This is a genomic window from Paenibacillus sp. FW126-R14 (assembly GCF_058789495.1).
Genome location: NZ_JBYTBS010000005.1, coordinates 158,769 through 180,050 on the forward strand (window position 1 = coordinate 158,769; position 21,282 = coordinate 180,050).

19 protein-coding genes are annotated in these 21,282 nt (G+C 48.5%); 14 read left to right on the forward strand and 5 right to left on the reverse strand.

Annotated features, from left to right (window positions below; genetic code table 11):
* Positions 1-81 precede the first annotated feature (81 nt).
* Positions 82-711, reverse strand: a complete 630-nt coding sequence (locus tag AC3WRW_RS05355; protein ID WP_492545317.1) for a nitroreductase family protein — start codon at positions 709-711, stop codon at positions 82-84.
* Between the two features lie 220 nt (positions 712-931).
* On the opposite strand from AC3WRW_RS05355, the gene AC3WRW_RS05360 reads away from it, so the two are divergent.
* The 9 genes from AC3WRW_RS05360 (at position 932) to AC3WRW_RS05400 (ending at position 11,587) form a co-directional block, all read left to right on the forward strand.
* Positions 932-1,213, forward strand: coding sequence for a hypothetical protein (locus AC3WRW_RS05360; protein ID WP_492545398.1), 282 nt, complete (start codon positions 932-934; stop codon positions 1,211-1,213).
* Positions 1,214-1,282: 69 nt separating this feature from the next.
* Positions 1,283-1,756 (forward strand): 6-carboxytetrahydropterin synthase QueD, encoded by a 474-nt coding sequence (queD, locus tag AC3WRW_RS05365; protein WP_492545318.1) that lies wholly within the window; start codon positions 1,283-1,285, stop codon positions 1,754-1,756.
* On the forward strand, positions 1,756-2,436 hold the full coding sequence (locus AC3WRW_RS05370) for a 7-carboxy-7-deazaguanine synthase QueE (protein ID WP_492545319.1): 681 nt from the start codon (positions 1,756-1,758) through the stop codon (positions 2,434-2,436). Before queD ends, AC3WRW_RS05370 begins: the two co-directional genes overlap by 1 nt.
* A 61-nt stretch (positions 2,437-2,497) precedes the next feature.
* The gene (queC, locus tag AC3WRW_RS05375; protein WP_492545320.1) at positions 2,498-3,202 is read left to right on the forward strand and encodes a 7-cyano-7-deazaguanine synthase QueC; all 705 of its coding nucleotides are present in this window, start codon (positions 2,498-2,500) and stop codon (positions 3,200-3,202) included.
* A gap of 37 nt (positions 3,203-3,239) precedes the next feature.
* On the forward strand, positions 3,240-3,917 hold the full coding sequence (locus tag AC3WRW_RS05380) for a response regulator transcription factor (RefSeq protein ID WP_492545321.1): 678 nt from the start codon (positions 3,240-3,242) through the stop codon (positions 3,915-3,917).
* Complete coding sequence (locus tag AC3WRW_RS05385; protein ID WP_492545322.1) at positions 3,914-5,311, forward strand: sensor histidine kinase; 1,398 nt, start codon at positions 3,914-3,916, stop codon at positions 5,309-5,311. Before AC3WRW_RS05380 ends, AC3WRW_RS05385 begins: the two co-directional genes overlap by 4 nt.
* Before the next feature lie 115 nt (positions 5,312-5,426).
* Positions 5,427-8,531 (forward strand): efflux RND transporter permease subunit, encoded by a 3,105-nt coding sequence (locus tag AC3WRW_RS05390; protein WP_492545323.1) that lies wholly within the window; start codon positions 5,427-5,429, stop codon positions 8,529-8,531.
* Positions 8,532-8,542: 11 nt separating this feature from the next.
* Entirely contained in the window at positions 8,543-9,841 is a 1,299-nt protein-coding gene (locus AC3WRW_RS05395; protein ID WP_492545324.1) for an efflux RND transporter periplasmic adaptor subunit, read from the forward strand.
* Between the two features lie 36 nt (positions 9,842-9,877).
* Positions 9,878-11,587 carry a hypothetical protein gene (locus AC3WRW_RS05400; RefSeq protein ID WP_492545325.1) on the forward strand — a complete coding sequence of 570 codons (1,710 nt, stop codon included), beginning with the start codon at positions 9,878-9,880 and terminating at the stop codon, positions 11,585-11,587.
* 590 nt (positions 11,588-12,177) lie between these two features.
* Here the strand turns inward: AC3WRW_RS05400 and AC3WRW_RS05405 are convergent.
* Positions 12,178-13,083, reverse strand: a complete 906-nt coding sequence (locus tag AC3WRW_RS05405; protein WP_492545326.1) for an AraC family transcriptional regulator — start codon at positions 13,081-13,083, stop codon at positions 12,178-12,180.
* Between the two features lie 154 nt (positions 13,084-13,237).
* Here AC3WRW_RS05405 and AC3WRW_RS05410 point away from each other — a divergent pair, with 154 nt between their 5' ends.
* From AC3WRW_RS05410 to AC3WRW_RS05420, 3 genes are all read left to right on the forward strand, one after another.
* The gene (locus AC3WRW_RS05410) at positions 13,238-14,080 is read left to right on the forward strand and encodes a sugar phosphate isomerase/epimerase family protein (RefSeq protein WP_492545327.1); all 843 of its coding nucleotides are present in this window, start codon (positions 13,238-13,240) and stop codon (positions 14,078-14,080) included.
* Between the two features lie 3 nt (positions 14,081-14,083).
* Positions 14,084-15,103 carry a Gfo/Idh/MocA family protein gene (locus tag AC3WRW_RS05415; RefSeq protein ID WP_492545328.1) on the forward strand — a complete coding sequence of 340 codons (1,020 nt, stop codon included), beginning with the start codon at positions 14,084-14,086 and terminating at the stop codon, positions 15,101-15,103.
* Positions 15,104-15,239: 136 nt separating this feature from the next.
* On the forward strand, positions 15,240-16,622 hold the full coding sequence (locus tag AC3WRW_RS05420) for an MATE family efflux transporter (RefSeq protein ID WP_492545329.1): 1,383 nt from the start codon (positions 15,240-15,242) through the stop codon (positions 16,620-16,622).
* A 174-nt stretch (positions 16,623-16,796) separates the two neighbouring features.
* Here the strand turns inward: AC3WRW_RS05420 and AC3WRW_RS05425 are convergent, their stop codons facing one another.
* Positions 16,797-17,561 carry a MerR family transcriptional regulator gene (locus tag AC3WRW_RS05425; protein ID WP_492545330.1) on the reverse strand — a complete coding sequence of 255 codons (765 nt, stop codon included), beginning with the start codon at positions 17,559-17,561 and terminating at the stop codon, positions 16,797-16,799.
* Between the two features lie 163 nt (positions 17,562-17,724).
* Between AC3WRW_RS05425 and AC3WRW_RS05430 the strand changes: the two genes are divergently transcribed.
* On the forward strand, positions 17,725-18,351 hold the full coding sequence (locus AC3WRW_RS05430; protein ID WP_492545399.1) for a LysE family transporter: 627 nt from the start codon (positions 17,725-17,727) through the stop codon (positions 18,349-18,351).
* Between the two features lie 2 nt (positions 18,352-18,353).
* Here AC3WRW_RS05430 and AC3WRW_RS05435 read toward each other — a convergent pair whose 3' ends face one another.
* Complete coding sequence (locus AC3WRW_RS05435; protein ID WP_492545331.1) at positions 18,354-19,691, reverse strand: amino acid permease; 1,338 nt, start codon at positions 19,689-19,691, stop codon at positions 18,354-18,356.
* Positions 19,692-19,766: 75 nt separating this feature from the next.
* Positions 19,767-20,063 carry a Rieske (2Fe-2S) protein gene (locus AC3WRW_RS05440; protein WP_492545332.1) on the reverse strand — a complete coding sequence of 99 codons (297 nt, stop codon included), beginning with the start codon at positions 20,061-20,063 and terminating at the stop codon, positions 19,767-19,769.
* A 99-nt stretch (positions 20,064-20,162) separates the two neighbouring features.
* Here AC3WRW_RS05440 and AC3WRW_RS05445 point away from each other — a divergent pair, with 99 nt between their 5' ends.
* Complete coding sequence (locus tag AC3WRW_RS05445) at positions 20,163-21,254, forward strand: threonine aldolase family protein (protein ID WP_492545333.1); 1,092 nt, start codon at positions 20,163-20,165, stop codon at positions 21,252-21,254.
* The last annotated feature ends 28 nt before the right edge of the window (positions 21,255-21,282 follow it).

The window sequence follows — 21,282 nt, forward strand, 5'->3', positions numbered from 1 at the left end:
CGTCAATGAATGATAAAAAGGCATGAACTCCCAACAAATGAGAGCCATGCCTTTTTACGTTAAATTGGAAGGGTATTAGAATTAGAACGTGTTGGAAACAGTGATTTGATCCAAGGAAAGACGGCCTGAAGGACGCGCAGGTGTTGCTGCCAAACCAACGCTGATCAGCATAACCGGCACATAACGCGCTGGAACGTTGAAAGCTTCAACAAATTTGGCCGCATCGTAACCACCCATTGGGCAAGTGTCGTAGCCCATCGCTTTTGCAGCAACCATCAACTGCATTGCAGCAAGGGAAGCATTCGTAAGCGCTTGGTCGCGCGCGACTTGCGGATATTGATAGGCGCCATTGATTTGAGCGACGAGGTTGTCTTTCACTTCTTTCGGCATGAAACCAGCTTCTACCGCAGGACCGAAAACAAGTTCAGCATTTTTGTTCGCTTCAAGATCACCCAGAACGGCGATAACGACAGAACTTTCGATGATTTGCTTTTGACCGTAGGCGATTGGAAGCAATTTTTCTTTTTGCGCAGGATCGTCAATCACAAGAAGCTTCCAGTGTTGAAGATTCCATGCGGATGGTGCTTGCGAAGTAGAAGTTAATAATTGCTCAAGATCGGCTTTAGGCATTTTGTGCCCAGTTTGGTATTGCTTCACGGAACGACGGTCTTCCAAAACTTTCAAAACATCGGTTTGTACTTGTGTGCTCATGTAATTTCCCTCCAAAGGATTTGAATTGATTCTTTTTAGTGTGTTTTCTTAGGCTCCAAAGAATTCTGTAAAATGATTGAAAAAAAGAGTTGGAACTGTAAACTAATCAATAACAATTTACTGTAATCATAAATGTTATAGTTGAACCTGTCAAGGGGTCTTTCGTGATGTCGGAAAATGTTGGATAATGATAGCAGGAAAGGGGATGTCCCTCTTGAAAATGACCCAAAAAGAGCTGAGCCATCTTATTTTTTTGTCAGAAGTTGTTCTAACCGGCAAGAAGAAGAGCCTCATGGATGAAACGCTGCAATGCCTTCTTTATATTGTCAAATCGGTGGAAGAGGTAGAACTTCCCGACACGGTTGTCGACCAGATCGCATGTTTAATGGCCATGATTGAATCGGATTTACGCGATGAGAATGAGCGGATGCAGGAAATCAGGGGTCACTTGGATTGGGTGCAAAAAAGAAAGAGGACTCATCCGGAGGAAGATATTAGATAGATTGTGAGAAATGGCACCTCATGATATAATGTAGAGTACTGTTTTTTCTAAGATTAAGAGGTGATAGATATGAGCTATGAAATCCCAAGAGATGTACAAATGTTGGGGCGCGACATCACAGAGAACCAATTAAAATATCATCACAAATCCGTTTTGATTTCCAAGGAATTTACGTTTGACAGTGCGCATCATTTGCATTGTTATGAGGGAAAATGTAAAAATCTGCACGGCCACACATACAAGCTGCAAGTCATTATGCGCGGCAAAGTAGACAGCCGGGGGATCGCGATAGATTTTGGAGATATTAAACGCATTGCGAAGGAACGCGTCATTGATCGTTTGGATCATAAATATTTGAATGACGTGCTGCCGCCTATGAATACAACGGCTGAGAATATGATTGTTTGGATGTATGAGGAAATTCATCAGGCTCTGCTGGATGAGAAGCTGCATCCTGCGATTCAGCTGGAAGAAATCCGGCTGTGGGAGACCCCGACCTCTTACGCGGCCATTACCCGCTCGATGATGGAGGAGGAAGAGTAATGCGAGATATCCGCATTCCGATGGTCGAGATCTTCGAGACGGTTGAAGGCGAAGGAACCCGTGCCGGGTTCCCTACGGTCTTCGTCCGTCTTTTTGGTTGCAACCTGCGCTGTACCTGGTGCGACACCAAGTACAGCTACCCGCCCGCGGAAGCGGAGAACGTCATGACCATTGCTGAAATTATCAGCAAAGTCACAACGTTCCGCTCCCGGCATATTTGTTTGACCGGCGGCGAGCCGCTCCTGTACGGCGAGAAGTCGCTTGCGCTGGTCGAAGCGCTCGCCGAGCTGGAGCAGGTCGACGACCTGCACATCGAGACGAACGGCGCGATCGACCTAGCGATGTTTGTAGAGCGTGTGTCCTCGCCGAAGGTGCGATACATTATGGACTTCAAGCTGCCGGACTCCGGTGAGATGGAGCAGATGATTGTCAGCAACCTCAGCCTGCTGCGCGAGCAGGATGAGCTGAAGTTCGTCATCGGCAGCGAACACGATTTCCGCACAGCGGTGGACGTGCTGGAGCGGCATCCGACGAAGGCGCTGCCGATGTTCAGCCCGGTGTGGGAAACGATGCCGCCGCATAAGCTCGTCCAGCTGATGCTGGAAGCGGGGCTTTCCAAAGTAAAGCTCAATATGCAGCTGCACAAAATCATTTGGGATCCGGCGATGCGCGGCGTTTAGTCGCGCGCCAGCCGCGGTATCCCTTTTTTCCAATATAAATAGAAAAAAAGAGGTGTCTTACATGAGCGTAAACAACGAGAACAAGAAGAGAGCCGTTATTATTTTGAGCGGCGGATTGGACAGCACAACTTGCATGGGCCTTGCCCGGGAAGCAGGGTACGATTTGTATCCGATTTCTTTTGACTATGGGCAGCGCCATAAGATTGAATTGGAAAATGCGAAGCAAGTTGCGGAGCACTATGGTGTGAGCCGGCGCCACAAAATCATCAAACTTGATTTTTTGCGTGATTTTGGCGGCAGCGCGTTAACGGACGACAGCATTGACGTGCCAAATGTTATGAACGGAGAATCCGAGGAATCCGAAATCCCAGTGACTTATGTGCCGGGGCGCAATCTGCTCTTTCTCTCTATCGCAACGTCCTATGCGGAAGTAACAGGCTCCGAGGCGATTTATATCGGGGTGAACGCCCTTGATTACAGCGGATATCCGGATTGCCGTCCTGAATTTATTCATAAAGTTGAGGAAGTTATTGCCCTCGCTACCAAAGTCGGTGTCGAAGGCAAAGGAATCACGATCCAAACGCCTCTCATTGACTGGACGAAAGCGAAAATCATCGAAGAAGGTTTGAAAATCGGCGTTCCGTACGAGCTGACAACTTCTTGCTACAATGGAAAAGCGGAAGCTTGCGGAGTTTGCGACAGCTGCCGTTTGCGCTTGAAAGGTTTCGAGGAAGCAGGTTCTAAGGACCCTATTCCGTATTTGTAAAAGGCAGATAGGCAGCCAAGGAAAGGCAGGGCATATCGTGACCAGAATCATGGTGGTGGATGATGACGCAGATATCCGAGAGTTGATACGCGTTTATTTGGTTGGAGAAGGTTTGACGGTGATGCAAGCCGGCAATGGCGTTGAGGCGCTCAACATGCTCGAAACGACACCGGCGGATTTAGTCGTTCTGGATATTATGATGCCCTTGATGGACGGTTGGGAGCTTTGCCGCGAGTTGAGAGCACGTTACGAAGATATGCCCCTTCTGATGGTGACAGCCAAAAGCGAATCCGTCCACAAGGTAAAAGGGTTTCAGCTGGGGACGGATGACTACCTCGTGAAGCCCTTTGATCCTATGGAGCTTGTCATGCGGGTTAAAGCGCTCTTGAAGCGTTACCGCATCAACGCCTCTCAGACGATCGCGATCGGAAGTGTCATCGTTGACCGCACGGCTTTTGAAGTTCGCTTCCAAGATGGGCGACTGGGCCTCCCCTTGAAAGAGTTTGAACTGCTGTACAAGCTGGCCAGCTATCCTGCCCAAATTTTCACAAGAACGCAGCTCATCGAACAAATTTGGGGAATGGATTATGAAGGCGACGACCGGACGATTGATGTTCATATCAAACGGTTGCGGGAGCGCTTTGAGCCGCTGACAGACGAGTTTCGGATCGCCACGATCCGCGGATTGGGGTACAGACTTGAGGTGAAGGGATGATCAAGATCAAGTCGCTCTACCTCCGTGTCGTTCTAACCTTCCTGGCGGTAGTGGTCGTGAGTGTGTCGGTGGCCTTCCCGTTGGCCACGATATTTTTCAGAAATCTGATCAATACCGAGTTTCAGGACGAAATGCTTGCGATCGGCAATCAAATCATCAAGCTCAGCGAAGATATGCAGGTGAAGCAGCTGGATACCTTTGTTGCAGGGAGCAACCGTTTTAATGAGAATTTCATTTTCACGCTATTTAATGAAAACGGGGAGCCCATGACGACGGCATTTCACAATAAAAATGGAGTTCCGCGAATTGAACCGTCGGAAGTTGCTATCGTTTTGAAAGGCAGCGTGTATAAGAGCCTGGATTATGGCATCATTCGAGACCCTCTAAAAGAGATGAAAGTGGGCATTCCGCTCAAAGTCGGAAATAAGTCATTTGCTCTTTTCATTCATCCGAATATTACAGATGAGACCCGTCGTCAAGTGCAGAAAGCGGTCATTACCGTATTGGTTATCGTGCTGATTGTCGGCAGCGGGCTTATTCTCGTCGCCTCCCGCTATATTGTGAACCCGCTGAAGAAGTTGACGGTGGCTACACAGCGGCTCGCCCGGGGAAATTTTAACGTGCATGTACCTATGAAGCAGAAGGACGAGCTGGGGCAGTTGGCGGACAGCTTCAATCATATGGCAGGCGAGCTCAAGCAGCTTGAGCAAATGCGCCAGGACTTCGTTTCGAATGTGTCCCACGAGTTCCAAACGCCGCTGACCTCGATCCGCGGTTTCTCTAAAGCGCTGCGGGGGTCCGAAATCGATGAGTCCGAGCGTGCCCGCTATTTGGAAATCATCGAACGCGAAAGTGAGCGGTTGTCGCGGCTCAGTGATAATTTATTAAAGCTCGCTTCGCTGGAATCCGAGCATCATCCGTTTCACCCGACAACGTTTGATTTGGATGAACAACTGAGAAGAATCGTTGTCTTCTATGAGCCGCTATGGTCAGAGAAAGAGCTCGATATGGATTTGTCATTGCCAAGAGTGAAAATTTCGGGGGACGCCGACCAATTGAATCAGGTCTGGATGAATTTGATTGGGAATGCCGTCAAATTCACGCCGGCCGGCGGACATATTTTTATTAAGCTACTCCCGTTGAGAGATCGTGTTCAGGTCTGGATCCAAGATAATGGCATCGGTATGTCCCAAGAGGATCAAGGTCGAATTTTCGAACGGTTCTTCAAAGCGGATCAAGCGAGACAGCGGGATACCGGGAGCGGGCTGGGGCTGGCGATTGTCCGGAAAATTATCGATCTGCACCAAGGGACGATCGAAGTAGAGAGCGAAGAAGGAAAAGGTTCCCTTTTTCTGGTTACAATACCGATTTTGACCTATCAATTGAAGAAATAATGAACAGGGTGAGCTTGGAAAGCATATTTTCAAGCTTTTTTGCTGTTTGTTCATATTGGGTTCATATTCGACTTGTATCTTATAGAAACAATGATGATATGAGGGGAGTACAGGAATGAATCGACTTACACACTTTTCCATGAAAAATGTTTCGGCATTATTCATTATTATGATCATGCTTTTTGTAGGCGGCTTATATTCATCTTCGCAGCTGAAAGTAGAGAACATGCCGAACGTTTCTTTCCCGGTTGTTGCCGTAACGACAACATATACCGGTGCGCCGAAGGATGTCATGGATGAAATTACATCTCCGATCGAGAAGAAGCTTGCGAATCTCGAAGATTTGGATTCCATGCAATCGACATCCAGCGATAACTTCTCCATGATCATTCTGATGTTCAAGCAAAATGTGGACACGGATAAGAAGAAACAAGCTGTGCAGGATATGCTGGCTGAAGTTTCTCTTCCGGCAACTGCGGGAACACCGAAAGCTTCCACCTTTGGCGCGGCTTCCTTCCCTTCCAACTACTTAGTTGCTTATGCGGATAACGGAATCAGCCAAACGGAGCTTGATAAATCTTTTAAAGATAAAATTAAGCCGGGTCTTGAAGGAATTAAAGGGATTGACCATATGGACATAATCGGAGCCAGGGATACCTCGCTTGATATTGAGCTTGATGCCTCTGCGCTTGACGTCTATGGCTTGTCCCCGGGCCAAGTGTCCAACGCCATTAATGCCGCCGCGACGAAAAGTCCGATCGGCAGTGTAGAAATTAGCGGCAACAGCAAGATGACACGTGTGACAGGCAATATCTCCAGTTTGTACGAGTTGGAGCAGCTTGAAATCACAACGCCTAAGGGAGATATTGTAACGCTCAATCAGATTGCCAACGTCAAATCGATTACAGAATCGAATTTCATTGGCCGATTGGATGGCAAACCTGCTATTGGGATGATTTTGTACAAAGCAGGCAGCGCTAATGCGGTAGAATTCTCAGCAGCTATCGAGAAGCAAATTCACGGATGGAAAACTACGCTGCCGAACATTACGTTTAAAAACACCTACGACAGTGCAGACCAGATTAAGGAATCCATTACCGGACTTGTGCGCGAAGGAATCGTGGGGGCTGTATTGGCATCCTTGATGATTCTCGTCTTCCTCCGCAATGTACGGATGACGCTGATCGTTCTGGTCTCGATTCCGCTTTCCATTTTGATTACCTTGCTATTGATGTCTACCTTGAATTTAACGCTGAATACGATGACACTCGGCGGTATTTTTATCGCAGTAGGGCGGGTCGTGGATGACTCGATTGTCGTTATTGAAAACATATACGCCTCTTTGGAAAAAGCGCAGGAGCGCAAAGAGTCCGTTATTGCTTTAGCTACGAAGCAGGTATCGATGGCGATTACGTCCTCCACACTTGCCACCGTAGGGGTATTCGCACCGCTTGCTTTGGTTACGGGCGTTGTCGGCGGGTTCTTTAGACCGTTCGCTCTGACGATCGCGTGTGCGCTGCTTTCCTCCTTGGTTGTAGCTTTAACGGTCATTCCGATGTTGGCTAAATTGCTTGTACTGCGCAGTAAACCAGGCAAAGTAAGCCACGATGAGTCGAAGCCGACGAAGCTGTCAACGTTCTATGAAAAAGTATTGACTTGGAGCTTAAAAAATCGCATCAAAACATTGCTTCTCTCCCTGCTTATGCTTGTAGTGACGATAGCAGGTACGGTTCCGTTTCTATCGGTTTCTTTCTTGCCTAGCTCAAAAGCATCGGCAACAATGTATTTCCAATTGAAGCTGCCCTATTCGACTTCATTTGAAGCGACAGATGCCAAAACGAAAGAGATCGAAACCGTCTTATTAGATACCAAAGATTCGAATGGCGAGCCTGTGTTTAAATTCGTTGAATCCTTGGTCGGTTATGCCGGCAAAGATGACGAACGGATGCCATATGCTTCACAGATTTTCGTCCAAGTGAACGACCGTGTAGATCCGAATCAAGTGAAAGATCAAATGAAAGCTTATATTCTTTCTGAATTGCCAAGCGGTTCTGAAGTTGAGCCTAAATCCATGGAAGGTGATTTCGGCGTTTCATCGACGGATTTTGCTTATACGTTGCAAGGTGACGATCAGCTTCAACTGGAGAAAGCCGCTAAGATGGTGAAAGAGAAGCTGCAAACCTTCCCTGAGCTATCCGAGATTGAAGATAATTTAAGCGATGCAAAAACAGAGATAGAGATTGCTGTGGATCAGAAAAAAGCGAGAGCCTACGGCTTAAGCGCATCGTCTGTCCGTGATACAGCACGCGCCTGGATTCAAAAACAAAATCTGGGAGATATGAAATTTGATAATATCGTGTATACAACAACGGTATCGTTAGACAAATCGGACAAAAATACGCTTGAAAAACTAGGCAACATTCCTTTAACAGGACCTAATGGATCGACGATTCTGTTAAAAGAAGTAGCCAAAATTAATGAAACGAAGGGCGCTGCGTCCCTTGCGCGTGAAAATCAGCAGCAGCTTGTCAAAGTAACAGCCAAAATTAATGACTCCAACAAAACTGGCGTTTCTGCGAAAATTGGCGCGGCATTGAAAAATTTTGAATTGCCTGAAGGCGTGACACCGAAAGTGAGCGGTGTTTCCGACGATGTCAATGAGAGCTTCGGTCAATTGTTCGTTGCCATGGCGGCTGCGGTATTCGTCGTCTACTTGATCATGGTTCTGGCTTTTGGAAATGCAAGTGCGCCATTCGCTATTCTATTCTCTCTGCCTCTTGCCGTAATCGGGGGACTGCTTGGACTCGTTATCGCAAGAGAGCCATTAACGGTTACATCGATGATTGGTTTCCTCATGTTAATCGGTATCGTCGTCACGAACGCCATCGTCTTAATCGACCGTGCGCAGCAGCTTCGTGAAGAAGGCTACACGGTACGCCATGCCTTGATTGAGGCTGGAAAAGTGAGACTTCGTCCGATTATTATGACAGCCGGAGCTACCATTATGGCTTTGGTGCCGCTGGCACTGGGGATTTCCGGAGAAGGTGGATTAATCGGTAAAGGTCTGGGTGTTGTCGTAATCGGCGGTCTGATTACCTCTACCGTTCTGACGCTAGTTGTCGTACCTATTGTGTACGAATTGATTGAAAGCATAAAGAACCGAATGGGTCGCATGTTCAATCGTAAAAAAAGTAATCAAAACACAACGTTAGAGGTATAGGAGGCACATAGATGATTAACGACAGTTCGCGAAAACGTAAATTTAGATATCGCTCGATGAGCGTGATTGCGCTATTGACCGCAGCAGCGGTCTTAGCGTCCGCTTGTTCCGCTCCGGGAGCCAAGGGTGCCTCGACGGTTCAGCTTGCGCCAAGAGCGGTTAAAACAGAGGTTGTTAAAAAGCAAAAGATCAGCAATCCGATCGAACAGGTGGCCGATGTCGCGGCAGGTACGGCACTGGATGTTGTGTCCAAAGCGAACGGCGAAGTGCTTGAAGTGCTGAAAAAACGCGGAGAGTACGTGGAGAAGGGCGAAGTCCTGTTCGTTATCGATAATAAAGACGCCGTGTCCGCGAAACGGAAAAGCGAGCTGGCTTTGAAAAGCGCTCAAGAATCTTTGCAGCAAGCACGCGATAATAAAGTGAACAACCGCAAGGATTTGGTTGATAATGTGACCCGGTCGCAAACCGCTCTAACGAATGCGCAGCAGGATTATAACAAAATCCGCAACGATTATGACGCCGGTACCGCGGTTCAGCACCAAGTGGATCAAATGAAACAAGCCTTGGATAACGCGCAAATGAGCTTGGATGCGGCAAAGAGCAAGCTGGCGGCATTTGATAATTCGGATTCGATCTCGGCCGCGCAAACGCAGGCGGAATCAGCGAGCCTATCGCTTGACGATGCGACGCGTTCCTTAGATAACTATCAAGTTAAAGCGCCAGGCAGCGGCGTGCTCACCGATTTCAATGTTGTCGTTGGGCAAACGGTAGCTGCCGCGGCAGGGAAAGTCGGTCAAGTGCAGCAAATCGATCCGATCAAAATCAAAACGGAGCTTACCGAAACGAATTACCAACTCGTCAAAGGCAAGCAAGAACTCGTTTACTATAATCCGGATACACCGGACAAAAAAGGCAAGGCAAAGATTAGCTATTTAGCGCCGATCATGAGTGCAACGACAAAAACGTACACGCTGGAACTGGAAGTTCCGAACAGCGATCATCAGCTGCAGCCAGGTACCCGGTTCATGGTTCAGCTTACAACGGAAACCGAAGAGCAAGTTGCAGCCATCCCAACGCTTAGCGTAATTCGTGAAGATTCCGATACCTTCGTATTCGTGGAGCAAGGCGACCAATATGTGAAGCGTAAAGTGAAGCTTGGACGTATTAACGGTGAGTATCAAGAAGTGATTGACGGCGTAAAAGATGGCGACAAATTAGTCATTACCGGACAGAACACGTTGAAGGACGGCCAGAAAGTAGAGAGCGCCAGCGCTTCTCCAGCAGCAACAACGACACCAGCAGCGAAATAGACATCAGCGAAACTACACAATGAGGAGTGTATGTACATGAAAAAAAGACCATGGAAATCCAGTCTGACCGCGATTATGCTAGGCGCATTAATTGTGCAGGGAGGCACCGCCGTATGGGCTGCCGATTCCGATCCGGCACCTGTTGCCGCTCCTACGGTCAATTATGGACTGACAAGTGACATTCGTGCAGCAGTGAAAAGTGTAGCCGTGACGCCAACCGCGTCCGGCTCGCAGCTTTCCGTTACCGTGCGGTTGTACAACGGAGGGGTTACACAGAACCGGGTGCCTGAGCACGAGCTTCGCGTACAAACTTCCAGCGGCGTTTCCTATACGTTGAAACCTAGCGGAACCAATAAAGAGTCGCTTCAGCCCAAAGAGATTGGCGAGCTCGTTTACATGACGTCCGTCGATTCGAAGGAAATCGGTACGATCGATCAGCTTTCGTTCGTTAACGTCGATGTGTACGCTTATCCGAAGGTTGAAACGACGCTGTTGGCTATGCCGACCAAATCCGTATGGTACGGAGGTACGGGCAGCGCCGCTGCTCAAAACCTTGACAATCTGGCATGGGGTCAAACGTTTTCGATTCCCGGCGTGAATTCCGGGCTTACCTATTCGACGGTTGAAGCATCCATGCAAAATACGGCCACAGGCCGCGTAGCCGTAGTTACGGTCCTGGCCAGCAACCCTGGCGGAGGCCGCGAAACGGTTCCTGCTTTCCGATTGGATGCTCAATCGGAGACGAAGAATTATGAAGGAAAACGCGCTGAAGCGGACCCGGTCACTTTGGAAGCCGGCGAGAAAAAATATATTCACTTCGCTATCCCAGTGGAAAACGGTGTGACCCTCTCCAACCTGCTTGTCTTGTCGACGGATACCTTTGTTCCTAAGGGCGGAGGCCAAGCGGAGACATTAGCGACAGGCAAACTGGCCATGGCATGGCCGAAAGATCAGGGGACTTCAGCTGCTGTTCCTTACACTATCGGCCAACCGATCGCGTTTGACGCTTTGACCAAAGTGGTCGACAAATCAACTCAAGTTTCCTTAATGGAACTTCATCTTCATGAGAATCCGGGAGAAGGCTACCAAACGGCGGTGGCGAAGTTCAAACTAACGAACACGAGCACGACGCCTATGGCTATGCCGGCTTTCCTATCCGAATTGGTGAATGCGCAGGGCGTTACGTACCAAGGCACGCGTCAAGCGAATGTGACGGCAATGATGAATCCGGGACTAAGCTACGTCGTGAGCTACTCCTACATTGTTCCGCAATCCGAACAGAGCACGAACTTCTCCTTGAAGCTGCTTGATTCTGCGGCTGCCGCGCCGTTCACGACGACGATCGCAGCGCTGCAAACGGATCTGCAGCAGGAAACGGATTCCAGCATTTCCTTGTATCCGTTCGATCTGAAAATTAAAGATGTGGCTGTCAACACGCAAACGACGGCTCAATTGATGTACACGTACAAGGTTCGTCTGGATCTGGAAATCAAACAACAAGAGAATGTGGTTGTCGACAACAACTTCTCCAAATTGAGATTCGAGATCGTGGATAGCGAGGGACGTGTCCTCGGTGCTAAGGATGCAACGTTTACAGGTGCAAATAAACTGATCACCGGCGTACAAATGATCGATGCAACGAACATTACAACCGATCAATACAACTATCCATTCACAGTGAATGTGTATGAAACGATTGAGACGCCGAACGGCACGGCTAAACGTTTGTTGAAAGTGATTAAATAAATGCTCAGGAGAGCTGTCTCTCAAGTAGATTTTTACTTGGGGGGCAGCTTTTTATTATAGAGGGAAACCGTTAAAAGTGGCGTTCAACTATGGACAGAGATGCTCCTATTCGATGGAAAAGGACCTCTTCGAACATGTAACGGACATCAGCGCTGCTGCTTGTTCACTTTGAGAGTGATTTCGTCCCGATATCGGCATATAAGGACTCTGGTGTCCGTCAGCAGAGGAACGCAACGCTTTTTCCAATGATAACGGCCGCTGTGTCCGAAGCGTGCTGAGACAGAAGACAAAAGGGGATGGATATGCGAGGGGAGGGAGAAAGTGGGAAGTGCAGGGCGCTATTTCGGCTGAAACAGCCCTATAGGCAGGAGAAAGGGAAGTACGGTCCTCTATTTCAACATTCCGAGCAGTTGGTTACATCACGAGGGTGAAATAAGTCCCTGTAGTTCCCCTAGAGCGCCCGAAATTCCGCTTTCTGCCTTAATAAGGGAACGTAGTTCTCCCTCCCTTTGGCGTGTCTCAAGATAAGGGGGCTAAAGCCGAAGCCTGCTTGCCGGTTGCAAGCAGGCCTCAGATGAGGGAGCGCATCGTCACACACGCGCCTTAACGGATTTGGCATAATCGGAAGGCGACATGCCCACGGTTTTTTTGAAGTCTCTGGAAAAGTAATGGATGCTGGCATATCCTAACATGGCCGCAATTTCAGTGAAATTGTACCGGCCTTCTCGGATATACGTTTTGGCTTGTTCAATTTTCAAGGCTTTGAAAGCTTCCAGAACGCCGGTTTGCATCTGTGTGTGAAAAAGCTCCTTCAACCGGCTTTTGCCTAAGTGAAACGTTTGGCATAGCTGATCCTGCGTAAAAGATTGCGAGAGATTGTCCTGCAAATAGGCAATAATCTGCTGAACAATGCGCTGCTCGGCTTTTTCCTTTTGCAAGGAGGATTGCTTATATTTGAGTGAGGCATCTATGGAGGAGGAGGCCTGTTTCTGATTGCGAATCAGCGTGATAAGCAAGGCTTCCAAATAAGATTTGATCATTTGTTCGCTGGCAAAAGGTGCCTCCGGATTCCGCTCAAGAATGTGAACGGTAGGTCGGTCAAAAGGCGGCAGAAATGCCTGAAACCCTTCCTGGATGATGAGGGATAACATATTTCTCTCCCGGTCTCCCAAGGGTACGATTTTATTTTCCAATGAAGTCATCGCTTCCGATGCGCATTCGAAAGAAATAACGATCAGATTAGGCGGCTTATGCTCGTGTTTTACACTGACGGTATGGAACTCCTCCGGTTTATGGAAAATCATATGCCCTTGCTGCAGGGTGTGGATTTGATCGTCGGCCCGAACCTCGACCTCTCCTTTGTCAACATAGAGAATTTCCCAGAAGTCGTGCTGCTCGCCGTCAAATACATATCCTTTGGCATACTCGAAATAGTGAAAGGAAATGAGATTTTGAATGGTTATTGATTCTTGTAGTTGTATGCGCGGGAATTCCATGCTGTCCGTCCTTTCTAAGGGGCTTGCCGGTGATAGGAACCAGCCTTATTTTAACATATTCGGTTTTGTAAAAGTGCAAATAAATCGGCTTTTTGGATAAATCTAATCCGCTTCGCCTCTTTTATAATAAAGGCAAGAGACGGAGGAGATAACGATGAAAAAAGGGATCAATATTTGGTCATTCCCAGGCTCCATGAATGTGGAGCAATGTATAGCGGTAGCGAAAGACGCAGGATTCGACGGCATTGAGCTGGCTTTGAACGAAACAGGGGAGCTCAGCCTGGAAAGCAATGAAAGCGAAATCAAGCAGTACCGCCAGCTTGCGGACGACAAAGGCATTGAGCTAACCAGCTTGGCCAGCGGCCTGTACTGGACATACGCCTTAACAAGCGGACATGCCGGTACACGTCAAAAAGCGAAAGACATCGTCAAAAAGCAGCTGGAAAGCGCAGCGATTTTGGGCGTGGATACGATTCTGGTTGTGCCTGGCGCCGTTGGGGTCGATTTCATCCCGGACTCCGAAGTTGTCCCTTACGATCAAGCGTATGAGTATGCGCTGGAAGGCATTCGAGAGCTTTCGGAAACGGCGGAATCGTTGAAAGTGTCCATTGGCATCGAGAACGTTTGGAACAAGTTTTTGCTGTCGCCGCTGGAGCTGAGAGACTTTATCGATAAAATCAATTCTCCGTATGTCGGTTCCTACTTCGACGTCGGGAATGTCTTATATTCCGGTTACCCGGAACATTGGATTTCCATTTTGAACAGCCGCATCAAAAAAGTGCATTTCAAAGATTACCGCCGCGCGGCGGGAGGCTTGCACGGTTTCGTGGATCTGCTTGCCGGCGATGTGAATTACCCGGAAGTTGTGAAAGCTCTTGCAGCCATCGGATATGAAGACTATGTGATCGCTGAGATGATTCCTGGCTATACGCACCACGGTCAGCAAATCATTTACAATACATCAGGTGCGATGGACGTAATTTTGGGGAGGAAATAAGCCATGTTGAAAATCGGATTAATCGGACTAGGTTTTATGGGAAGAACGCATCTGGAAAACTATATTCGCCTTGAGGCGGAAGGCGTTCCTATCAAAGTTGTCGCGTTGTGCGATGTTGATATCGCCAAGCTGGAAGGTCAAGCCTCCGGCGGCAACATTGACACGGGATCGTCCGGCATCGACTTCAGCGTTTACAATAAGTATACCAGTGTAGCCGAGATGCTTGAAAAAGAAGAACTGGACTGTGTGGACATGACGCTGCCTACGTTTTTGCACCGAGACATTTCCATTCAATGCTTGAATCATGGTCTTCATGTTTTGTGCGAGAAGCCAATGGCGCTGAATGCCGGTGAGTGCAAGGAAATGATTGAAGCGGCTGAAAAGAACGGCAAACAGCTGATGATCGGGCAATGTCTGCGCTTCTGGCCGGCCTATGAGTATTTGAAACAAGCCGTGCAAAACGAAACGTATGGCCAAGTATTGGCCGGGTATTTCTACCGCGGCGGCGGCACGCCGACTTGGGGACCATGGCTGCTGCAAAATGCGAAGAGCGGCGGGGCTCTCCTTGACATGCACGTTCATGACATCGATATGATCAACTGGTTGTTCGGCAAGCCGGAATCGGTTTCCAGCTTAGCCCGCAACGTTGTTCCGGGCAGCGGGTATGACCTTGTGTCCACGAACTATTTGTACGAAGACGGCAAGGTGATTAACGCACAGGCGGATTGGACGCTGCAAGGAGACTACGGCTTTGATATGCAGTTCCGGGTTAACTTTGAAAAAGGGAACATCGTTTTCACAGCGGACGGCCTGAAAGTGAACGTGAACGACGGACCTGGCTTCAGCCCTGAGCTTTCGGCGGAAATGGGCTACTACCAAGAGCTCAAATATTTCGTAGAAACGCTTATTTCCGGACAAAGCATTGCGACAGCTACGCCGTTCAGCACGATGGACAGCATCGTCATTGCGGAAGCCGAAATTGAGTCGGCAGACAATCGCGGAGCATGGGTTCGCGTCAAATAATTGGTCAATCCTAGTAAACCTTGGACATCCTCGGAAGAGAGATAGCCAAGGTTTTTTATTGGTTTATAGTAACATTTGACTGAAATCGCTTACGTATCCTAAACTAATAGCATTTGAAATTGAGGAGCATACCAAAATGATAGACACCCCATCAACTGCAACTTGGAAAAAGCTCAGTCTATTCGCCGTTACGTGGCCGATCTTCATCGATTCCGTTTTGCGGATGATGCTCGGCACTGCGGATGTGTTCATGCTCAGTCGGATCTCAGATGAAGTAACCGGAGCGGTTGGGTTAGCGAATGAAATCATCGTCTTCTGCATCCTGATGTTCGGCTTCGTCGGCATCGGAACGAGCGTAGCGGTGGCCCAAAATTTAGGCGCAGGCAGAGCCAAGGAAGCCAGCCGTATATCCGCGCTCGCCATTACCATTAATCTCCTATTTGGTATCGCGGTCAGTATCGTCCTTGTCGTTTTTGGCGAATCGATCATGAAGCTTATGAATTTGGCGCCAGACCAGATTGCGATCGCCAAGAAGTATCTCAACCTGATTAGCGCTTTTATATGGGTTGAAGCTCTGTCGTATGCCGTTTCTTCCGTACTTCGCTCGAACGGTCAAACCCGGGATGTGATGTATGTGACGCTCGGGGTGAACCTGATACATGTAGCCGGCAACAGCCTGCTCATTTTCGGGAACCTTGGATTCCCTGAATGGGGTGTGACAGGCGCGGCCGTTTCAACGGTCATAAGCCGATTACTTGGAATTATCGTCCTTTTTGTGATCTTATACCGACGGATTCCGTCTCCGATTCGCTTCAAAGATTATTTGACGTTTGACAAACGGATCGTGAAGCAAATTTTGAGCATCGGGCTCCCTTCGGCCGGCGAGCACCTGTCTTGGCAGTCTCAATATTTAATGATCGTGAGCTTCGTCAATATTATCGGTCAAGTTGCATTAAGCACGCACGTGTACGTCATGAATGTGACGAATTACTTTATGGCGCTTGGCATGGCGATCGGCATGGGGACGGAAATCATCGTAGGCCATATGGTTGGCGCCGGGGAGTTTAAGGCCGCGTATCATAAGTTAATCCGGAGTTTGCGGATTACTTTCTTACTGACCTTTGTGGTTGTAGGTATAGCATCGTTGTTCCGCAAAGAACTGCTCGGGTTGTTCACGGACAATCCGGAAATTATCGCGATGGGCTCGGGAATATTGTTGTTAAGCGTCATTCTGGAGCCTGGGCGGACCTTTAATCTCGTCGTTATTAATTCCCTCCGCGCTGCGGGCGATGCGAAATTTCCTGTTGCCATGGGGGTTCTATCCATGTGGGGCGTAGCGGTGCCGCTTGCGTACTGGCTTGGCATTCATATGCAGATGGGGCTGCTCGGCGTATGGATTGCTTTTGCTGTCGACGAATGGCTGCGGGGCTTGATCATGTATCTGCGTTGGAGAAGCCGCGTATGGGAGAGCAAGGCGCTGGTCAAACCCATTGGCGTCGGCGTCGCAGCAGAGTCATAACCGAAAAGCACAGGGCCCTGAGGGCTCTGTGCTTTTTTGGGGGTTGGAGGATGATACACATGGCTGCTGGTTGTTGGTTGTTGGTACAATACTATTCTATGCAGGATTCTTCTAAAAAATTGGATGTTTGAATCATAGAGTAGAAAAACTGCTAGTGTCCCGGTCACAACGCTTTTACTTCTTATAACCTGTATAAATGTGTATGGCATCTCTCAGAAATTGTGCAGTTCCAGGTTGTTTATGATCATAGTAAGCTTTAAACCGTTCGTCATCGACATACATTTGGGCTAGACCGGCATGAGCTTCCTTGCTGTACTGATTCCAGTAGCAGGACAACCATTGTCTATGCAAATGGGCAGCTCTTTGCGCTTCTTCGCCTGCCGGATCGCCTGTTTGATAAGCCTCCGATAAGGAAGCGGCCACTTCATTCGCCAGACGCGCAACCTCTTCATGCTCATCTTGGGTCATGTTCTTCACTTTTTGATTGGAGAAATTGACAGCATCGTCGCCATACTTTTCCCGAATTTCATCCCCGTATTTCTTCTCGTTCTCATCAATAAGCTGTTGCTTGAAGCCTTCGAATTTCTCTTTATCGGTCATGGATATTCTCCCTTCGTGTGAAGCAATCGTTTTCTCGACATTGGCAATCAACGCATCAAGCTGGGCTCTTTTGTCGAGGAGCTGCTCGCGGTGTTCTTTCAAAGCATCGGCTGCATGGAAGGCAGGGGCGGTAATCAGTTCTTTGATTCGATCCAAATTCACACCCAGTTCTCTGTAAAAAAGGATGAGCTGAAGCCTGTCAACCTCCGCCTGGCCATAGATGCGGTATCCCGAGGAATTGATTCTTGCCGGCTTAAGTAGTTCAATTTCGTCGTAATAGCGAAGCGTTCTGGTACTTACGCCTGCCAACTTGCCCAGGCTTTGCACGGTGTATTCCATCTGTTCACCTCCTGACAATGTAACTGTACAGCTTTACGCAGCGTCAATGTCAAACACTTTTTTACGACTGAAATGAGTCTCAAAGTTATACAAGCCCTGCCCGAAGAATAGAATATTACGAGCCGATAGGCTTAAATGTCTAACCGATGAATGGGTGAATGAGATGTATATCATGCTAAGTTTCTTACTGCTCGGATTATCGCTTTCCGCGCCAATTGGTCCCATTAATGCGGCCATGCTCGACAGAGGCATAAAGCGCGGTTTTACTCATGCTTGGATGGTGGGCGTAGGGGGAATGCTCGCTGACGTGATTTTGATCATCCTCATTTACTTTGGCCTTGTCCATTTTTTAACGACACCGTTTATGAAGACATTCTTGTGGTTATTTGGCTGTTTTATTTTACTTTATTCAGGGATCGAAAGCGTGATTAGTGCCGGTAAAATGAAAGCTGCAGGCCATAGCTCCCAAGAGTCGCTGACCCGGTCTTTTTTCGCAGGCTTTATGATGGCGATCAGCTCTCCCTTATCTATCCTTTTTTGGCTAGGAATCTATGGGTCCGTGTTAGCGGAAACTGTTGCTAAGTATGATAGAACCCACGTGCTGCTGTATACGGGAATTATGTTCGTCGGCATCATACTTTGGGATCTTGTCATGGCTTCCTTAGCCAGTGGATTTCGTAAATTTCTTACGCCTCGCGGGCTTTCGGCGATCTCGATCGTATCAGGCTTATCCCTGATCGGCTTTGGTTTGCATTTCGGATTAAAAGCTTTCCAGGCACTTTTTGCTTAACGCTATATAGCCCCTTCACGATTGTTGGATTTGAACTTCATTCCAACCGTTATCACACCAATTATTACGATAAACACGAGACAAATCCAGAAACCCGGCCTGCTTGTTGAATGAAAGACGGTACCTGCAATAGCGGTAAGGATGAGGAGCATGCCTGTATATCTTTTGATTTGCCCCCATGCCGATAAGCGCAATAAACGTCCTGATGAAAGAAGGATGAACAGCCAATTCAGCAGCAGCATAATGCCTGCCGCCGTTGTGATATAGGCGTACAGTTCTTCAGGCAGCAAAAGAGCCATCAGCACCGCCGCCGCTATTCCTCCGGTTGTGAATCCAACGGCCGGGAACGGTATTTTGCGTTTGCCGCGGGATTGTTTCGCGAATATCGCGGGAGCATTGCGGTCTTGCGCTAATGTGACAAGGATCGTTGTGACAGCAAAAAGCGAGGCGACCATCGTCGAAAAGCCGGCAATGATTAAGATCGCGTTAAATACATGGGGAACAAAGGGGAGCCGGTAGGCGTTCAATGCAGCTTGAAAAGGGCTTTCTTTGCCCTGCAGCGCATGCAGCGGGACCAAGGCCATGACAAGCGCTAAAGAGGCGAGATAGATGATCGATAGTAGAAGAATCATCATGTTTCCGGCCTTAGGGGCCTCTTCGGGGCGCTTAAGTCTGGCGGCCATTAAGCCCATGATTTCAATGCCGCCGAACGCGTAGAAGGCATAGATGAACGAAGACCAAACCCCGAGCAGCCCCTTGGGAAGCAAGGCTGCTTTCGAGGTTGGAAACTTCGGCGGAAAGGTGCCGGCAATGAAACCAAAGAGGGCGGCACCTGCGATGATCACAAACATGACGATGGCAGATACTTTGATCATGGCAAAAATATGCTCGGCGCGTTCAAATGCACGCGTACCGAGCAGAATAACGCCTAGGCCTAAGAGGGCGTAGGCCGACGCAAAGACCCACATCGGTACCCCGGGGTACCAGAAGCGGGTGAAAAAAGATAAAGCGGTTAATTGGCTTCCCATAATTAAAAGTTCAGAGCACCAGTACACCCAACCGCTGCTGAAGCCTGCCCAGCGCCCGAAGGCTTTGGCCGCATAAGTTTGAAACGAGCCCTGCTCAGGGTCGGCTTCCGTCATCCGGGCCAGAACGTCGAAGACAAGATAAGTGCCGCAGGCTGCAAGCATGAACATGAGAATAATCGATGTGCCGCCCAGTTGAATGCCAATGCCGGAGCCTAGAAAGTAGCCGGTCCCGATCGTACAGGCGGCTCCGAGCAGGCTCAGCTGCCACCACTTCATTCCTTTGGACTTGCTTCTCGTCACTTTGTCGGACATTAAGCCTCCTGCAGCCGTTCATTTGATAACAATAGCTGTTATTATAGCTTGACCACTGGTAAAATATACGTTAGGTCATGCCATCTGAGCGAACAGCAGGTTGTCTCGAAGAATGACGTTATAAGTGGCGAGTCTGGCGCTGGGCACGTTATGGCAGCGTCCGGTATGCACTTCAAAGGTCCATCCGTGCAAGGGGCACTCCAGCTCTCCGTCAATGAGGTCCACGGTATAGCCGCCATGAGGGCAAATACTTCCATACAAGCTGTATTGGTCATCGTCGAGCTGCATCAAGAAATACAGATCCCGTTCAAGCTGAACCTCCACTGGAAAAGTTGTAAATTGATCTTTGGGACCGATGAGGACTTCCTTCATGATCGAATCTCCTTTTCGAATTAGCGTTAGCTCGATTATAATCCAATTGCTGATCCGAGACCAAGTAGGAGTCATGACAAACAAAGGAGTACGATACAAATGAACAAAATCAATCCATTGCTAGCAGCATTTCATCTAACCAAGTACCCATTGGGCGGACACGGCAAAAGAAATATTCAAGTCTTGCTGGAAGCCTTACAGGATATTGATGGAAATATGGATAGTGACATGTATGGGACCGGAAAGTTAATAGAGGATTTTCAAGCGGAAATGGCTGCGTATCTGGGCAAAGAATCCGCCGTATTCTTCCCTAGCGGAACGATGGCCCAGCAAATTGCCCTAAGAATTTGGTGCGATAATCAAGGCGTGAAGAAGGTCGCTTATCATCCTTTGAGTCATCTGGAAATCCACGAAGAAGATGGCTTAAAGGAGCTTCACCATATCGAGCCTGTGCTGCTCGGTGACAAAGATCGGCTGATCCGTCTGGAAGACGTGCTTCAAATGAAAGACAAAATCGCTTGTTTGCTGCTGGAATTGCCGCAGCGGGAAATCGGCGGACAGCTTCCTGCTTACGAAGAGCTGACCGAGATTTCTGCCTTTTGCCGCAGTCATGGCATTAAACTGCATTTGGACGGCGCCAGGCTGTATGAGATTCTGCCTTATTATCAGAAGTCTGCCCGTGAAATTTGCGAGCTGTTTGATAGTGTGTATGTTTCGTTCTATAAGGGAATCGGCGGCATTGCAGGGGCCATTCTTGCAGGAGACGAGACATTTACGAAAGCGTCGAAAGTGTGGAAAAGGCGCCACGGCGGCGATTTAATCAGCCTGTATCCGTACATTCTTAGCGCCAGCTATTATTTCAAACAGCGGCTGCACAAGATGGATCAGTACTATGTGGAAGCGAAAGAGCTTGCCGCCTTGTACAATCAGCTCCCCGGCGTTGCCACGAAACCGCTTGAGCCTGTGACGAACATGTTCCATGTTCATGTGGACATGCCAAAAGAGAAGCTGGAATCCCTGCTAATTAACCTGTATGAGACGACGGGAGTAGGCTTTACTCATTATGTCAGGGAGACGAATGAAACATCCTGCTGTTATGAGGTTTCGATCGGTGACCGGTATGCGCATGTTCCGAAGGACGAGCTTAGGCAAGCTTTTGAATGGATGGATAGCCAGTTAAGCGCCAAGTAGTTCCCAAACGGAGCGAATTCAAGAAAAC

Coding starts and splice junctions, on each gene's coding strand:
- AC3WRW_RS05415 (WP_492545328.1), top strand. CDS start 14,084: ATGTTGAAAATCGGATTAATCGGACTAGGTTTTATGGGAAGAACGCAT.
- AC3WRW_RS05435 (WP_492545331.1), bottom strand. CDS start 19,691: ATGTCCGACAAAGTGACGAGAAGCAAGTCCAAAGGAATGAAGTGGTGG.
- AC3WRW_RS05360 (WP_492545398.1), top strand. CDS start 932: ATGACCCAAAAAGAGCTGAGCCATCTTATTTTTTTGTCAGAAGTTGTT.
- AC3WRW_RS05445 (WP_492545333.1), top strand. CDS start 20,163: ATGAACAAAATCAATCCATTGCTAGCAGCATTTCATCTAACCAAGTAC.
- AC3WRW_RS05355 (WP_492545317.1), bottom strand. CDS start 711: ATGAGCACACAAGTACAAACCGATGTTTTGAAAGTTTTGGAAGACCGT.
- AC3WRW_RS05425 (WP_492545330.1), bottom strand. CDS start 17,561: ATGGAATACACCGTGCAAAGCCTGGGCAAGTTGGCAGGCGTAAGTACC.
- AC3WRW_RS05385 (WP_492545322.1), top strand. CDS start 3,914: ATGATCAAGATCAAGTCGCTCTACCTCCGTGTCGTTCTAACCTTCCTG.
- AC3WRW_RS05395 (WP_492545324.1), top strand. CDS start 8,543: ATGATTAACGACAGTTCGCGAAAACGTAAATTTAGATATCGCTCGATG.
- AC3WRW_RS05410 (WP_492545327.1), top strand. CDS start 13,238: ATGAAAAAAGGGATCAATATTTGGTCATTCCCAGGCTCCATGAATGTG.
- queC (WP_492545320.1), top strand. CDS start 2,498: ATGAGCGTAAACAACGAGAACAAGAAGAGAGCCGTTATTATTTTGAGC.
- queD (WP_492545318.1), top strand. CDS start 1,283: ATGAGCTATGAAATCCCAAGAGATGTACAAATGTTGGGGCGCGACATC.
- AC3WRW_RS05405 (WP_492545326.1), bottom strand. CDS start 13,083: ATGGAATTCCCGCGCATACAACTACAAGAATCAATAACCATTCAAAAT.
- AC3WRW_RS05390 (WP_492545323.1), top strand. CDS start 5,427: ATGAATCGACTTACACACTTTTCCATGAAAAATGTTTCGGCATTATTC.
- AC3WRW_RS05370 (WP_492545319.1), top strand. CDS start 1,756: ATGCGAGATATCCGCATTCCGATGGTCGAGATCTTCGAGACGGTTGAA.
- AC3WRW_RS05400 (WP_492545325.1), top strand. CDS start 9,878: ATGAAAAAAAGACCATGGAAATCCAGTCTGACCGCGATTATGCTAGGC.
- AC3WRW_RS05440 (WP_492545332.1), bottom strand. CDS start 20,063: ATGAAGGAAGTCCTCATCGGTCCCAAAGATCAATTTACAACTTTTCCA.
- AC3WRW_RS05430 (WP_492545399.1), top strand. CDS start 17,725: ATGTATATCATGCTAAGTTTCTTACTGCTCGGATTATCGCTTTCCGCG.
- AC3WRW_RS05420 (WP_492545329.1), top strand. CDS start 15,240: ATGATAGACACCCCATCAACTGCAACTTGGAAAAAGCTCAGTCTATTC.